General features: G+C 70.5%; 16 protein-coding genes. 8 read left to right on the forward strand and 8 right to left on the reverse strand.

All coding sequences use genetic code 11. From position 1 onward, the window contains the following. Positions 1 to 66: 66 nt before the first annotated feature. The 5 genes from MKK69_RS03750 to MKK69_RS03770 all read right to left on the reverse strand — a co-directional run bounded on the left by MKK69_RS03750 (position 67) and on the right by MKK69_RS03770 (position 2883). A complete protein-coding gene (locus MKK69_RS03750; RefSeq protein ID WP_243965693.1) occupies positions 67 to 666 on the reverse strand; it encodes a GNAT family N-acetyltransferase in 600 nt (199 codons plus the stop codon). A 186-nt stretch (positions 667 to 852) separates the two neighbouring features. Beyond that, entirely contained in the window at positions 853 to 1119 is a 267-nt protein-coding gene (gene rpmA, locus MKK69_RS03755) for a 50S ribosomal protein L27 (RefSeq protein ID WP_243965695.1), read from the reverse strand. A gap of 85 nt (positions 1120 to 1204) precedes the next feature. Further along, positions 1205 to 1519: a 50S ribosomal protein L21 gene (gene rplU, locus MKK69_RS03760; protein WP_243965702.1), complete on the reverse strand. Its 315-nt coding sequence runs from the start codon at positions 1517 to 1519 to the stop codon at positions 1205 to 1207. A gap of 180 nt (positions 1520 to 1699) precedes the next feature. Next, a complete protein-coding gene (locus MKK69_RS03765; protein ID WP_243965704.1) occupies positions 1700 to 2158 on the reverse strand; it encodes a hypothetical protein in 459 nt (152 codons plus the stop codon). Positions 2159 to 2250: 92 nt separating this feature from the next. Next, positions 2251 to 2883, reverse strand: coding sequence for a YceI family protein (locus MKK69_RS03770; protein ID WP_243965706.1), 633 nt, complete (start codon positions 2881 to 2883; stop codon positions 2251 to 2253). 134 nt (positions 2884 to 3017) lie between these two features. Between MKK69_RS03770 and ruvA the strand changes: the two genes are divergently transcribed. The 7 genes from ruvA (at position 3018) to MKK69_RS03805 (ending at position 7954) form a co-directional block, all read left to right on the forward strand. Beyond that, positions 3018 to 3635 (forward strand): Holliday junction branch migration protein RuvA, encoded by a 618-nt coding sequence (ruvA, locus tag MKK69_RS03775; protein ID WP_243965715.1) that lies wholly within the window; start codon positions 3018 to 3020, stop codon positions 3633 to 3635. Between the two features lie 218 nt (positions 3636 to 3853). Then, a complete protein-coding gene (locus MKK69_RS03780; protein WP_243965717.1) occupies positions 3854 to 4126 on the forward strand; it encodes a bacterioferritin-associated ferredoxin in 273 nt (90 codons plus the stop codon). A 44-nt stretch (positions 4127 to 4170) separates the two neighbouring features. Further along, the gene (bfr, locus tag MKK69_RS03785; RefSeq protein ID WP_091714294.1) at positions 4171 to 4668 is read left to right on the forward strand and encodes a bacterioferritin; all 498 of its coding nucleotides are present in this window, start codon (positions 4171 to 4173) and stop codon (positions 4666 to 4668) included. Between the two features lie 96 nt (positions 4669 to 4764). Beyond that, positions 4765 to 5562, forward strand: coding sequence for a 4-hydroxy-tetrahydrodipicolinate reductase (gene dapB, locus MKK69_RS03790; protein ID WP_243965728.1), 798 nt, complete (start codon positions 4765 to 4767; stop codon positions 5560 to 5562). Between the two features lie 17 nt (positions 5563 to 5579). Further along, positions 5580 to 6215: a 2,3-bisphosphoglycerate-dependent phosphoglycerate mutase gene (locus MKK69_RS03795; protein WP_243965730.1), complete on the forward strand. Its 636-nt coding sequence runs from the start codon at positions 5580 to 5582 to the stop codon at positions 6213 to 6215. Continuing rightward, on the forward strand, positions 6216 to 6860 hold the full coding sequence (locus MKK69_RS03800; protein ID WP_243965732.1) for an alpha-ketoglutarate-dependent dioxygenase AlkB: 645 nt from the start codon (positions 6216 to 6218) through the stop codon (positions 6858 to 6860). A 110-nt stretch (positions 6861 to 6970) separates the two neighbouring features. Next, positions 6971 to 7954, forward strand: coding sequence for a hypothetical protein (locus tag MKK69_RS03805; protein ID WP_243965734.1), 984 nt, complete (start codon positions 6971 to 6973; stop codon positions 7952 to 7954). A 4-nt stretch (positions 7955 to 7958) separates the two neighbouring features. Here the strand turns inward: MKK69_RS03805 and MKK69_RS03810 are convergent, their stop codons facing one another. The 3 genes from MKK69_RS03810 to MKK69_RS03820 form a co-directional block, all read right to left on the reverse strand. Then, positions 7959 to 9578, reverse strand: a complete 1620-nt coding sequence (locus tag MKK69_RS03810) for a gamma-glutamyltransferase family protein (RefSeq protein ID WP_243965736.1) — start codon at positions 9576 to 9578, stop codon at positions 7959 to 7961. A gap of 156 nt (positions 9579 to 9734) precedes the next feature. Continuing rightward, entirely contained in the window at positions 9735 to 10157 is a 423-nt protein-coding gene (locus MKK69_RS03815; protein ID WP_243965738.1) for a hypothetical protein, read from the reverse strand. A gap of 136 nt (positions 10158 to 10293) precedes the next feature. Further along, complete coding sequence (locus MKK69_RS03820; protein WP_243965740.1) at positions 10294 to 11136, reverse strand: hypothetical protein; 843 nt, start codon at positions 11134 to 11136, stop codon at positions 10294 to 10296. 318 nt (positions 11137 to 11454) lie between these two features. Here MKK69_RS03820 and MKK69_RS03825 point away from each other — a divergent pair, with 318 nt between their 5' ends. Continuing rightward, positions 11455 to 12492 carry an aspartate-semialdehyde dehydrogenase gene (locus tag MKK69_RS03825; RefSeq protein ID WP_243965750.1) on the forward strand — a complete coding sequence of 346 codons (1038 nt, stop codon included), beginning with the start codon at positions 11455 to 11457 and terminating at the stop codon, positions 12490 to 12492. Positions 12493 to 12628: the final 136 nt, after the last annotated feature.

Here is a 12628-nt window from a genome sequence, read left to right on the forward strand (position 1 = left end):
GGGCGGCCCGTAGGCCGCCCGGCGATGAATATGGGGTGCCCGATCGGGCCCGGCGCCCGGGGACGCTCAGGACGCTTCCGCCAGGTCCGGCTCGGTGATCCGCTGGCGCGCGGCCCATTCGGTGCCGTCCAGGGCGAACCAGTCCAGGTCCCGTGCGCCACCGCGGGCTGGGCTCGGCGTCGACCGCCGGTCGGTCCAGCGGAACCCAATCTTCTCGATCACGCGCTGCGAGGCCCGGTTCGCCGGCAGCGCCCCCGCGGTCAGGCAGGTGCCCCCGGCATAGGCGAAGAAGGCGTGGACCAGGGCCCCGGCGGCTTCGCTCATCAGGCCGTTCCCCCACCAGGGCTGGCCGAGCCAGTAGCCGAGATGCGGCGCACCCGCGTCCCCCGCGATCCCGACTAGGCCGATCAGGCGGCCGGGGGTGGCGCGCAGGGTGAGGGCGAGGGTCAGGCCCGTGCCGGCGTTGTTGGCACCGCGGACCTTCACCAGGAAGTCATTGACCGCCTCGCGCCCCAGAGGATGCGGGATATGCGCGGTCATCTCAGCCACGGCCCGCTCGCCCGCGAGCGCCATGATGGCCGGAGCGTCCTTGGCGGTCGGCCAGCGCAGCCACAGCCGGCGGGTCTCGATCCGGAAGACGTCGTCGCGGGTCAGGTCGGGGAACATCGTGCCCTCGCAGGAACGGCGCGCCCGGCCCGGGGAACCGTCTCAAGACGACGAAGGGGAGGATGGCGTCCCATCCTCCCCGGTGTTCCGTCCGACCCGGCCCGTCAGGGGCCTGGCAACGACGTCTCCGGTCCGGTGTGGGACACCGGGCGGGACGCCAGCTTCGCCACGTGGGGCGCCCGCCTGTTATTCCGCGGCCTCAGCCAGCGGCGTTACCGCTACGAAGTCGCGCCCGCGGCGCGTCTCGAAGCGGACATGGCCCGGGACAAGCGCGAACAGCGTGTGATCCTTGCCCATGCCGACATTGGTGCCGGGATGCCATTTGGTGCCGCGCTGGCGCACGATGATGTTGCCCGGAATCACGGCTTCCGAGCCGAACTTCTTGACGCCGAGGCGCCGGCCTGCCGAGTCGCGACCGTTGCGGGACGAGCCGCCTGCCTTCTTGTGTGCCATGGGATGAACTCCGAATTCTGATCTGCGGGGGTGCGGTCGCGGATCGGGTCCTGACGGACCACTACGCGCCCTGCGGGGCCGTGCCTCAGGCCTGGATGCCGGTGATGCGCACGACCGTATGGTCCTGCCTGTGGCCGCGCTTGCGGCGCGAGTTCTGGCGGCGGCGCTTCTTGAAGGCGATCACCTTCTTGTCGCGGCCGTGGCGCACGATCTCGCCCGTGACGCTGATGCCCGACAGGGTCGGGGCGCCGACCTGAGTCGCGCCCGCGCCGTCGGCGAACAGCAGGACCTCGCCGAAGGTCACGGCCTCGCCGGCCTCGCCGGCCAGGGTGGCGATGGTGATGGTGTCGTTGGCGGCGACGCGGTACTGCTTACCGCCCGTCTTGATGACTGCGAACATCGTTCTCTCGTGTTCTCGAACGGCCTCCGGGGCGGCTGCCCCTGGACCGGCTTCTTGTTTGAAGTCATTGCGCGGGCTCGAGCCCGGACAACGCGAAACGCGCGGACCCCTTGAGAGGCCGCGCGCCATGCGGGCTCAGTAGGGGCGAGGCACCGCCGTGTCAATCCTCGGCGGACGCGCTCACCGGATCGGCGCTCCGGTGGCCAGGATGCCCCTGGCGACGCTGCCCTGCGGCCCGAACGCCGCCAGCGCCCCCGCGCACCACGCTTCGCGGCCGTCTGCGGCGAGTTGCTGGCGGACCTGGGAGGCGCGCGTCCGCAGCTTCTCCTGCAGCACGGTTTCCTGGCCGGCATTGACCCGGGCGCCGAGGCGCAGGGTCGTCAGCTGCCCGGCCTTCACCTGAACCCCGGGACAGGATTGCTCGGCGATGATCGTCGTGGCCGCCGCCTCGGCATAGCCGTCGAGGGGGGATGCCGGGGCGACGGGCGCGGGGGAGGGCGCTTGCGCGCAGGCCGGTCCGGCAAGGACCAGGGCCAGGAAGAGAGATGGCCGGCGCAGCGCTCGGACCTCCACGAGGCCGTCTCGGCCGTCCCGCCGGGTCTGGCTGGTCCGGGCCCCGTCGACAACGCGCTTCGTCATGCTCGGCCACCTCTCCGACGCGGTGCAGCGACGGCGGCTGCCTACACCCGCGCCGGGGCCGGCGTCACCCGGCCCGCCGCACGGCAACGTCCTCACGGAACCGCCTTGAACTCCCCTTCGATGCGCAGGCTGACCTCGTCGCCGAGGCCCGGGAGGTAGGCGTTGATGCCGAACTCCGAACGCTTGACCATGGCCCGCCCGTCGAACCCGACAGTATAGCGCTGGTCGACCGGATGGATCCCGGCCTGGTTGAAGGTCGCGTCGATGGCGAGCGGCCGGACCGTGCCGCGCAGGTTGAGGTCGCCGGTGATCCGCGCGGTGGTCGGACTCGTCGGCTCGACCGTGGTGGCCGTGAAGGTCGCCGCCGGGAACTTCGCGGTGTCGAAGAAGTCCGGCGCCGCGAGGTGCTCGTTCAGGCGGGTGCTGCCGGTGATCACCCCGGCCAGGGGCACGCTCACGGCGAGGCGGCTCTTCTCCGGGGCCTTCGGATCGAGGGTGAGGGTGCCGGTCAGGCCGGCGAACTGCCCGTAATAGGTCGAGTAGCCGAGGTGCGAGACTGACCACGTGATCTTGCCGTGGTCGGGATCGAGCACGTACGCGCCCGGCCGCACCTGGGTCGGATCCGCGCTGGGCGCGACCGGAACGGCCGCCGCGGCGGGGTCCTCCGCCGCCCGCGCGGGCGCCAGGATCAGCAGGCCCAGCAGGGCAAAAAGTGGCGCGCGCATGCTCGTCCCCCCATGGCCGGCCAAGCTCGGCCGGCGCGGCGCCCGTGATTTCATGAAGTCCCGGCGGGCTCAAGCGCGTCTGGCGGACGCGCTTGCGCTTCTGTAGGCATCCCTCGACAGCGGGCGGGCTTGGAATGATCGGGAAACTCAGGGGCGTGGTGGATTCGTTCGGAGAGGATTTCGTGATCCTCGACGTCTCGGGGGTCGGATACATCGCGCATTGCTCGGCCCGGACCCTTCAGCGCATGCCTAAGGTCGGCGAGCCCGCGGAGCTCTCCATCGAGACGTATGTCCGCGAGGACATGATCCGCCTCTACGGGTTCCGGTCCGATGCGGAGCGGGAGTGGTTCCGCCTGCTCCAGACCGTGCAGGGCGTCGGCGCCCGGGTGGCGCTCGGGGTCCTCTCGGTGCTGGAGCCGGAGGCCCTGGCCGGCGCCATCGCGACGGGCGACAAGGGGGCGATCAGCCGCGCACCCGGCGTGGGACCGCGGCTCGCCGCGAGGCTGGCGGCCGAGCTGAAGGACAAGGCCCCCGCCTTCACCCCCATGGATCCCGCCCTGGTCGCCCTGGGCGGCGCCGCGGAGACCGGCGCCCCCTCCGGGCCGGTGGCCGATGCCGTGTCGGCCCTCGTCAATCTCGGCTACCCGCAGATCCAGGCCGCGACCGCCATCGCCGCGGCGCTGAGGGAAGCCGGGCCGGAGGCCGAGGCCAGGGTCCTGATCCGCCTGGGGCTGCGCGAACTCGCGCGTTGACGCCCCGCCGCCGGGTCGGGCGCCCCGGCGCATGGGGGCTTGGCCCGAACATATCGAACCGGGTCTCTTGACCCGGTCAAAGTCGGATGCCATTTCCGAAAAAGACCGGTAAGATGTTGAAACTTCGCTAGTTTTCAACTTTTCTAATCTGGCGGAGTGCAGGAGTTCGGCCCGGAACCCTCGGGCCGCACTGGAAGAAGGCGGGATCTGCGGCACGCATGATCGTCTGTTCTTGCAACGTCCTTTCCGACGGCGCCGTTCGCTCCTGCCTGGCCCCCGGACCGGGATGCCCCCGGACACCGGCCCAGGTCTATGCCTGCCTCGGATGCAGCCCGAAATGCGGGCGCTGCGCCCGAACCATCCGTGCCATCATGCGGAGCGCGCTCGGTCAGGACGAGCCATCGGAGGGCAGCCATGCCTGCTCGACAGCTTGCGCTCAGGCTTGCAGTTTGGTTTTGCTCCAAACTGCGGATGAGGGAGTCGCCGCCTGACGTGACTGCCCCCGCCAGAAAAGATTGCAAGGAGTCCGGGGGCTATGAAGGGCGACACCAAGGTCATCGAGTATCTGAACCGCGGCCTGCGCAGCGAGCTGACCGCCGTCAGCCAATACTGGCTGCATTTCCGCATGCTCAACAACTGGGGCTATATCGATCTGGCCAAGTTCTGGCGCAAGGAATCGATCGAGGAGATGAACCACGCCGACCGGTTCATCGACCGGATCCTGTTCCTGGAAGGGTTCCCGAATCTCCAGGAACTCGAGCCGCTCCGGATCGGCCAGAACGTCCAGGAGGTCATCGAGTGCGACCTCGCCGCCGAGCACGGCGCGCGGAACCTCTACCTCGAAGCCGCGCAGTACTGCGACTCGATCAACGACCGCGTGTCCATGCGCCTGTTCGAGGAGCTGGCGGAGGACGAGGAGGGCCATATCGACTTTCTCGAGACGCAGCTCGACCTCATCAAGCAGATCGGCCTGCCGCTCTACGCGCAGCGGCACATCGGCGGACTTGAGCCGATCGCGCCCGAGAAGGATTAATCGGCTCCGGGCCCCCGCGGCGATGCGGGGGCCCACGAAGGATGGCGCAGCTGGCTTGGACGGCCCGCGCCACGAGGCACGGGAACGGGAATCGGGATGCGGCTCGTTGTGGTCGGCGCCGACGGGCGCATGGGGCGGATGCTGGTGCGCGCGGTCGCCGAAGCGGAGGGCTGCGCGCTCTCCGCGGCGATCGAGCGGGCGGGCTCGCCGGCGCTCGGGCAGGATGCGGGCACGCTCGCCGGCCTCCCGTCCCTCGGCGTCCCCGTCACCGACGATCCGCTCACGGCCTTCGCCGCCGCCGACGGCGTGCTCGATTTCACAACCCCGGCGGCCACGATCCACTTCGCCGAACTCGCCGCTCAGGCCCGCATCGTCCACGTGGTCGGCACCACCGGCCTGTCGGACGACGATCTGACCAAGCTCGAGGCGGCCTCCTATCACGCGCGGATCGTCCAATCGGGGAACATGTCGCTCGGCATCAACCTGATGGCCGAGCTCGTCCGGCGGGTCGCCAAGGCGCTCGGGGACGAGTTCGACATCGAGATCTGCGAGATGCACCACCGCATGAAGGTCGATGCCCCTTCGGGAACGGCGCTGTTGCTCGGCGAGGCCGCCGCCGAGGGCCGCGATGTCGAGTTGAAGGCTGTCCGCGTCTCGACCCGGGACGGGCATACCGGGGCGCGCCGGCCGGGCGATATCGGCTTCGCGACCCTTCGGGGCGGCACGGTGGTCGGGGATCACAGCGTGATCTTCGCCGGCCCGGGCGAGAGCCTGACGATCAGCCACCACGCCGCCGACCGCGGGCTGTTCGCCGCCGGGGCGGTCAAGGCGGCCCTCTGGGCGCATCCCAAGCCGCCGGGGCTCTACGCCATGGCGGACGTGCTCGGCCTGTGACGGGGACCGCACCGCCGATGGAACGCATCCTGGTCCTGGCCCGCCACGGCCAGAGCGAATTCAACCGGCTCAACCTGTTCACGGGCTGGCGCGATCCCGACCTCACCGAGCGCGGCATCGCCGAAGCCCGGGCCGCGGGACAAGCGCTGAAGCGGGCGGGCCACGCCTTCGACGTCGCGTTCACCTCCGGGCTGGTGCGGGCGCAGCACACCTGCGCGCTCATGCTCGAAGAGATGGGATTGGCGGCCATCCCGGTGCTGCGGGACGGCGCGCTCAATGAGCGCGATTACGGCGACCTGTCGGGCCTCAACAAGGACGAGGCCCGCGGCCGCTGGGGCGACGCGCAGGTCCACCAGTGGCGTCGCTCCTACGACGTGCGGCCGCCCGGCGGCGAGAGCCTCAAGGACACGGCGGCGCGGGTGCTGCCCTTCTATATCGAGGCGATCCTGCCCCGGGTGATGCGCGGCGAGCGGGTGCTGGTGGCGGCCCACGGCAATTCGCTGCGGGCCCTGGTCATGGTCCTCGATCAGCTCGACAGCGAGACGGTCGCGGCGCTGGAGATCCGGACCGGCGAGCCCCTGATCTACCGTCTCCACGCGGACACCACCGTCGCGGCCAGGTCGGTCCTCGAACGGGACGCGGCGGCCGCCTGAGTGGCGCGGGAACTCGCACCCGGCCTGATCCACCACCCGGGCTTCCTCGATCCGGCGGCGCGCCTCCGCCTGGCCGACGAGGTTGCCGCGGTGCTCGACGACGCGCCGGCCATCACGCCACGGATGCCGCGCACCGGCACGCCCTTCTCCGTGCGGATGTCCAATGCCGGGCCGCTCGGGTGGGTCTCGGACATCCGGGGCTACCGCTATCAGGCGGCGCATCCCGAGACGGGACGGCCCTGGCCGGCGATTCCGCACACGGCCCTGGCGGCCTGGGACCGGCTCGCCTGCTACCCAGCCCCGCCGGAGGCCTGCCTGATCAACCTCTACGACCCGGGCGCCCGCATGGGGCTCCACCAGGACCGGGACGAGGCGGACCTGTCCGCCCCGGTCGTCTCCCTGTCCCTCGGGGCACCCGCTCTGTTCCGCTACGGCGGTCTGCGGCGCAAAGATCCGACGCGCTCGGTCCGGCTGCTCGCGGGCGACGCCCTCGTCATCGGCGGCGCCGCGCGGCTGATCCATCACGGGATCGACCGGCTCTATCCGTCGGGCGTTCTGCTCGACGCGGATCCACGCGCCGGTTTTCTGCCGACCGGGGGCCGCTGCAACCTGACGCTGCGCCGGGTCACCGCGCCCGCCGGCTGATCGGGCCTCCCAATATCCTGATCTTCCAGCCGCTTGACAGCGGCGGCGCGCCGTCGGACGCATCGCGCAAGGCGCGGCCCACCGGGCCCGCCGGGGAGACACGAAGGCCGATGCTGGTGCGTAACCTGACGCTGCGTCGCGGGCGGAACCTCGTCCGCGCGACCCTCGTGCTCGCGACCCTGGCATTCGGACCCGGCGCCCCGGCCCGGGCCGGGGACGCCATCTTCCCGCCGGGCTCGCGCTTCGGCTTCGAGCCCCCGGCCGACATGACGCTGTCGCGGCGTTTTTCGGGCTTCGAGCGCAAGGAGGGAGGGGCCACCGTCTCGGTGGTGGAACTGCCGCCGAACGCCTTCGCGGAACTCGTCAGCGGCTTCACCGATGCCAACCTCCTGAGCCAGGGGTTCGCGGTCGAGAAGCGCGAAGAGATCAAGATCGGCGACAACGAGGGCATGCTCTACACCGGCGAGCAGCCCGCCGACCCGAACGCCTCCGCGCCGGCGATCCGGAAATGGATCCTGGTCGTCGGCGCGCCCAGCGTGACAGGCCTGGTCATCGCCCAGGCGCTGCCCGACGCCGAGACCGAGGACTCGATGCGGCGGATGGTGACCGGGGTGAGCCTGCGTCCGGCGCTGACGCTGGACCAGCAGGTCGACGCGCTGCCCTTCCGCATCGCCGACCTGGCGGGCTTCCGTCCCGTCCGGGTGCTCGCCGGAAACTCCGTCCTGCTGACCCAAGGCCCCAAGGACCAGATGCAGAATCTGGAGCAGCCGATCCTGGTGCTGGCGCAGGCGGTGCAACAGCCGCCGACCGCCGAGCAGCGCGACGGCTTCGCCCGCGCGGCGCTGGCCTCGAACCAGACCCTGAAGGATTTCGTGATCGAGCGGGCGCAGAGCTACCGCTCGAACGGCGTCGACTGGCACGAGATCGTGGCCCGCGCCGTCGACCAGCCGACCAACATGCCGGTGGTGGTCTCGCAGACCATCCGGTTCAACCCGGACGGCTATCTGCGCGCCCTCGGCGTCGTCCGTGAGGACCAGCGGACCGGGGTGCTCGCGAAGTTCCGCGAGCTGGTCGACAGCGTCCAGCTGAAGTAGCGCCTCACCAGACCGCGGCCTGCCCGTCCCGGCGCGGATCGCTCGCCGCCACGTAGCCCTCGACCGCCGGGTCGCCCATCCGCCAGATGAACTGGCCGGCACCGAAATCCTGATAGCTATCCTGGATCACCTCCAGCCGGTGGCCTAGGGCCTTCAGCCGATCCAGAGTGGCGGCCGGCATCGCCGCCTCGACGTTGATGTCGAGGCCTTCGCTGACGCGCCAGCGCGGCGCGTCGCAGGCCGCCTGCGGGTTCTGGCCGTGGTCGAGCATCCGCACCAGGGTCTGGACATGGCCTTGCGGCTGCATGTTGCCGCCCATCACGCCGAAGCTCATCACCGGCGCCCCGTCCCGGGTGAGGAAGCCCGGGATGATGGTGTGGAACGGCCGCTTGCCGGGGGCGACGACGTTGGGGCTCTCCGGATCGAGGACGAAGCCGTAGCCGCGGTTCTGTAGCGAGATGCCCCAGCCGGGAACCACGACTCCGGATCCGAAGCCCATGAAGTTCGACTGGATGAAGCTCACCATCATGCCGGATTCGTCCGCCGCGGTGAGGTAGATGGTCCCGCCGGCGGGCGGCTTGCCGGGGCCGAACACCTGGGCGCGGTTCCGGTCGATCAGCCGGGCGCGACCCGCGAGATAGGCCGGGTCGAGCATCGCCTCCGGCGTCACTGCCATCCCCCGCGGATCGGCGACGTAGCGGTAGGTGTCGCTGAAGGCGAGCTTCATCGCCTCGATCTGGAGATGCTGGGCCTCCGGTCCGTCGACGGCCAGACCGGCGAGGTCGAAATGCTCCAGGATGCCCAGGGCGATCTGCGCGGCGATGCCCTGGCCGTTCGGCGGGATCTCGTGCAGCGTGTAGCCGCGGTAGTCCTGGGCGGTGGGCGTCACCCATTCGGGGCGATACCCGGCGAGGTCCGCCGCCGTCAGGGCGCCCCCATGCGCCTGGGCATGGGCGGCGATCGCCTCGGCGATCTCGCCCCTATAAAAGGCCTCACCCTTGGTCTCGCCGATCAGCCGCAGGGTCTTCTCGGCGCCGGGGAAGGTCACCAGCTCGCCGACCTCCGGGGCCCGGCCGCGGGGCAGGAAGAACTCCGCGAAGCCCGGCTGCCGGGTGATCGCCTCGACCCGGGCGGCCGCCGCCCATTTCTGCTGCACCACCACCGGCGCGAGATAGCCGCGCTCGGCGATGCGGATCGCCGGTTGCATCAGGTCGGCGAAGGGGAGGCGGCCGAAGCGCTCGCTCAGCGCGACCCAGGCGGCGACCGCGCCGGGGACGGTCACGGAATCCCAGCCCCGCATCGGCGGCCGCTCCGCGGGCCCGTATTTCCGCAGGAAGTAGTCGCGGGTCCAGGCCGCCGGGGCCCCACCGGAGGCGTTGAGGCCGTGCAGCGCCTGGCCGTCCCACAGGATGCAGAAGGCGTCCGAGCCGAGACCGTTGCTGCACGGCTCGGTCACGGTCTTGGCGGCCGCCGTGGCGATGGCCGCATCCACGGCGTTGCCGCCGGCCTGCAGCATCTGGATCCCGGCCTGCGCGGCCAGGGCGTGCGAGGTCGCCACGCAATTGCGCCCGAACATCGGCATGCGCAGGGACGGATACCCGGACACCCAGTCGAACGGCTTCATGGCACAACCCTCGCGGCGGCGGCACACCCGTGCCCACCGCTCCTGGCATACAGGATATCGGGTATCCGTGAAGGCCCGGATGAGGAGGCCGCAAACGCGAAACGCGGACCCGAGGGACCGCGCTGCACGACGTTCGATGTGTCTGGGCGATTGTGATCAGTAGGGGCGGCCGTAGAGCGGCGAGGTCGGGTCCAGCCGGTCGACGAAGGACAGGTCGACGTTGCGGACCGCGGACGAGCGCGCGCCGATGAACGGGCCGTTGGTGATCGGATCCGGCAGAATCCCGCGGCCGTAGCGATCGCTCGGGCCGTAGGGGGGCGTCAGCTGGTTGGAGGCAGCGATCAGGTAGGGGTTGAGGGCCGGGTTGCGCGAGCCGCCGGCGCCCGGAACGTTGGAGGTGAGCGGCACGTTGCCGGCGTCGAGCCAGCTGCGGGGGCGCACGCGGATCGGGAGCGGGCGGCTGACCCGGTAGATCGGGCCCGGAACGAAGCCATCCTGCGCCTCGGCGGGCGCGGAGGCCAACGCGCCGAGGCCGGTGGCGGCGATGACGCCGAGAAGGGCGATTCTGAGCGAGCGCATGGCCAACCTTATCTGTGAGTGTCACCAGTGTGACGGGCGAAACTTAACAGTTCGCCGCCTTTGACGAGAAGACGCTTGGCCGAGGCTGTTGTTCCGCCTTCAAGGCCGAGCTTACGCGTTTTGCCACACTTGAGCCTCATTTTTTATTTCGCGACCGTTTCGCGCTGGATCCGGCCCCGTCCGAAGCCTCCGCGACCTGCGAGGCGGGAGGACAGGACCGCGCCGACGCAGCGCCCGCGAAGGTCGTGGTCGTCTCCGGATCGCCCAGATCGAGGAAGCGCAGCGCGTCGAGTGTGCAGGTCAGCGCCTGGAGCTCGGGCGGCCGCCCGAGCGGCGCACAGGACCAGCCGTCGAGCCGGAAAGCGGCTCCGCGGGTGACGAAGCCCGCACAGGTTCGCGGCGTCGGCCCGCCGAAGGTGACCTCCAGGATTTCCACCGCACCGAACTTGGTGTCGATCTGGCCGCGCGCACCGGTCCGCAGGACCGAGAGGGCCGGCCGATCGATGGTCGGGCCTGTTGCGGCCCGCCGGGCCAGCAGGACGAACAGCGTGGGTGCCGCGCCGGCTTCCGTCCCGCGGCTGAGCGTCACCCGCAGCGCGGGCGCCTCCAGGGCATCGAAGTCGCCGCGGGTGAGCGTATCCTCGCGCAGGCCCGATCGCGGATCGATCCGGGCGGACACGCGCACGGGGTCGAGACCGGGCTCCGCCACGTCGAACCGGGCCGCGGGCAGGGGCGGCGGTGCCGCCGGCGCCCGCATCGTCGGGACGAAGACGAGCCCGGTGCCGGCAGCGGCCAGGGACATGCCGGGGACCGTGGCGGCGGGCCCGACTACCGGACGCCACGCGCAGACGCACAGCAGGGCGATGATGGAGGAGGCGAGGACGAGGCGCAGGCCGAGCGCCCCCGGCGACAGCGCGGTCCGCTCGACGAGCCCCGCGGGCGCGATCCCGCCCCTCGCATCTGCCGATCCGATCAGCATGGCACCCCGTGCGGACAACGGACCCCATGGTCCGCCCGCGACGATCGCAGGAAAGGATTGAATTCCCTTTCCGGTCCGCGGCCCGCCGTCGGCTTTTCCGGCGCAGGGTGAATCGATCGTTGCGCGGGAGCCGGCCTTGACAGGGCTAACCCTTGCGCGCCTTGCTCGGCCGGACCGTCGATCCCACCTCCGATCAGGACGGGGTCTGCGGTCGCGCCCGTCGATGGGCGCTGTCCGGCACGAACGATCCTTCGGCCGATATGTCTGGCAGGGGCGCGGCGCCCGGATCGGTCAGGGTTTTCCGCGCGGAGACGAGAGATGGGTTACAAGGTCGCCGTCGTCGGCGCCACGGGCAACGTGGGCCGCGAGATCCTCGATATCCTGGCCGAGCGGGCTTTCCCCGCCGACGAGGTCGTGGCTCTGGCCTCGCGCCGCAGCCAGGGTCAGGAAGTCTCCTACGGCGACAAGACGCTCAAGGTCAAAACGCTGGATACCTACGACTTCTCCGACACGGACATCTGCCTGATGTCGGCGGGTGGCGAGACGTCGAAGGAATGGTCGCCGCGCATCGGCCAGCAGGGCTGCGTGGTGATCGATAATTCCTCGGCCTTCCGCTACGACGCGGACGTGCCGCTGATCGTGCCCGAGGTGAATGCCGACGCGGTGGTCGGCTTCTCCAAGCGCAACATCATAGCCAACCCGAATTGCTCGACCGCACAGCTGGTCGTCGCGCTGAAGCCCCTCCACGAGGCGGCGACGATCAAGCGCGTGGTGGTCTCGACCTACCAGTCGGTCTCCGGCGCCGGCAAAGAGGCGATGGACGAACTGTTCAACCAGACCCGCGCGGTCTTCACCGCCGGCGAGATCAAGCAGGACGGCAAGTTCACCAAGCGCATCGCCTTCAACGTCATCCCCCACATCGACGTGTTCATGGAGGATGGCTACACGAAGGAAGAGTGGAAGATGGTCGCCGAGACCAAGAAGATGCTCGATCCCAAGATCAAGCTGACGGCGACCGCGGTCCGCGTTCCGGTCTTCATCGGGCATGCCGAGGCGGTGAACGTCGAGTTCGAGCGGCCGCTCTCGGCCGAGAGGGCCACCGAGATCCTGCGCAGCGCCCCCGGCGTGCTGGTGGTCGATAAGCGCGAGAACGGCGGCTACATCACGCCCCACGAGGCGGCCGGCGAGGACGCGACCTACGTCTCGCGCATCCGCGAGGATGCGACCATCGAGAACGGCCTGAACTTCTGGTGCGTCTCGGACAACCTGCGCAAGGGCGCGGCCCTGAACGCCGTGCAGATCGCCGAGGTCCTGATCAACCGCAAGCTGCTGAACCGGGCCAAGCGCGCGGCCTGAGGGCGCTCGATTACGTACGGGAATCTGGACGGATTCTCGTTTATGCGGTTCAAGATCGTCCCGCGCTCTCCCTTCCCCCCCCCCCCTTTGCGGGGGAGGGGGAGACGCGGAACCAATCGTGCTCCTCCCAGACGAC

The sequence above is a fragment of the Methylobacterium sp. J-026 genome (assembly GCF_022829585.1).
GTDB lineage: Bacteria > Pseudomonadota > Alphaproteobacteria > Rhizobiales > Beijerinckiaceae > Methylobacterium.

Excerpts from the sequence above, each read along its gene's own strand:
- MKK69_RS03750 (WP_243965693.1), bottom strand. The coding sequence starts at position 666 with ATGTTCCCCGACCTGACCCGCGACGACGTCTTCCGGATCGAGACCCGC.
- rpmA (WP_243965695.1), bottom strand. The coding sequence starts at position 1,119 with ATGGCACACAAGAAGGCAGGCGGCTCGTCCCGCAACGGTCGCGACTCG.
- rplU (WP_243965702.1), bottom strand. The coding sequence starts at position 1,519 with ATGTTCGCAGTCATCAAGACGGGCGGTAAGCAGTACCGCGTCGCCGCC.
- MKK69_RS03765 (WP_243965704.1), bottom strand. The coding sequence starts at position 2,158 with ATGACGAAGCGCGTTGTCGACGGGGCCCGGACCAGCCAGACCCGGCGG.
- MKK69_RS03770 (WP_243965706.1), bottom strand. The coding sequence starts at position 2,883 with ATGCGCGCGCCACTTTTTGCCCTGCTGGGCCTGCTGATCCTGGCGCCC.
- ruvA (WP_243965715.1), top strand. The coding sequence starts at position 3,018 with ATGATCGGGAAACTCAGGGGCGTGGTGGATTCGTTCGGAGAGGATTTC.
- MKK69_RS03780 (WP_243965717.1), top strand. The coding sequence starts at position 3,854 with ATGATCGTCTGTTCTTGCAACGTCCTTTCCGACGGCGCCGTTCGCTCC.
- bfr (WP_091714294.1), top strand. The coding sequence starts at position 4,171 with ATGAAGGGCGACACCAAGGTCATCGAGTATCTGAACCGCGGCCTGCGC.
- dapB (WP_243965728.1), top strand. The coding sequence starts at position 4,765 with ATGCGGCTCGTTGTGGTCGGCGCCGACGGGCGCATGGGGCGGATGCTG.
- MKK69_RS03795 (WP_243965730.1), top strand. The coding sequence starts at position 5,580 with ATGGAACGCATCCTGGTCCTGGCCCGCCACGGCCAGAGCGAATTCAAC.
- MKK69_RS03805 (WP_243965734.1), top strand. The coding sequence starts at position 6,971 with ATGCTGGTGCGTAACCTGACGCTGCGTCGCGGGCGGAACCTCGTCCGC.
- MKK69_RS03810 (WP_243965736.1), bottom strand. The coding sequence starts at position 9,578 with ATGAAGCCGTTCGACTGGGTGTCCGGGTATCCGTCCCTGCGCATGCCG.
- MKK69_RS03815 (WP_243965738.1), bottom strand. The coding sequence starts at position 10,157 with ATGCGCTCGCTCAGAATCGCCCTTCTCGGCGTCATCGCCGCCACCGGC.
- MKK69_RS03820 (WP_243965740.1), bottom strand. The coding sequence starts at position 11,136 with ATGCTGATCGGATCGGCAGATGCGAGGGGCGGGATCGCGCCCGCGGGG.
- MKK69_RS03825 (WP_243965750.1), top strand. The coding sequence starts at position 11,455 with ATGGGTTACAAGGTCGCCGTCGTCGGCGCCACGGGCAACGTGGGCCGC.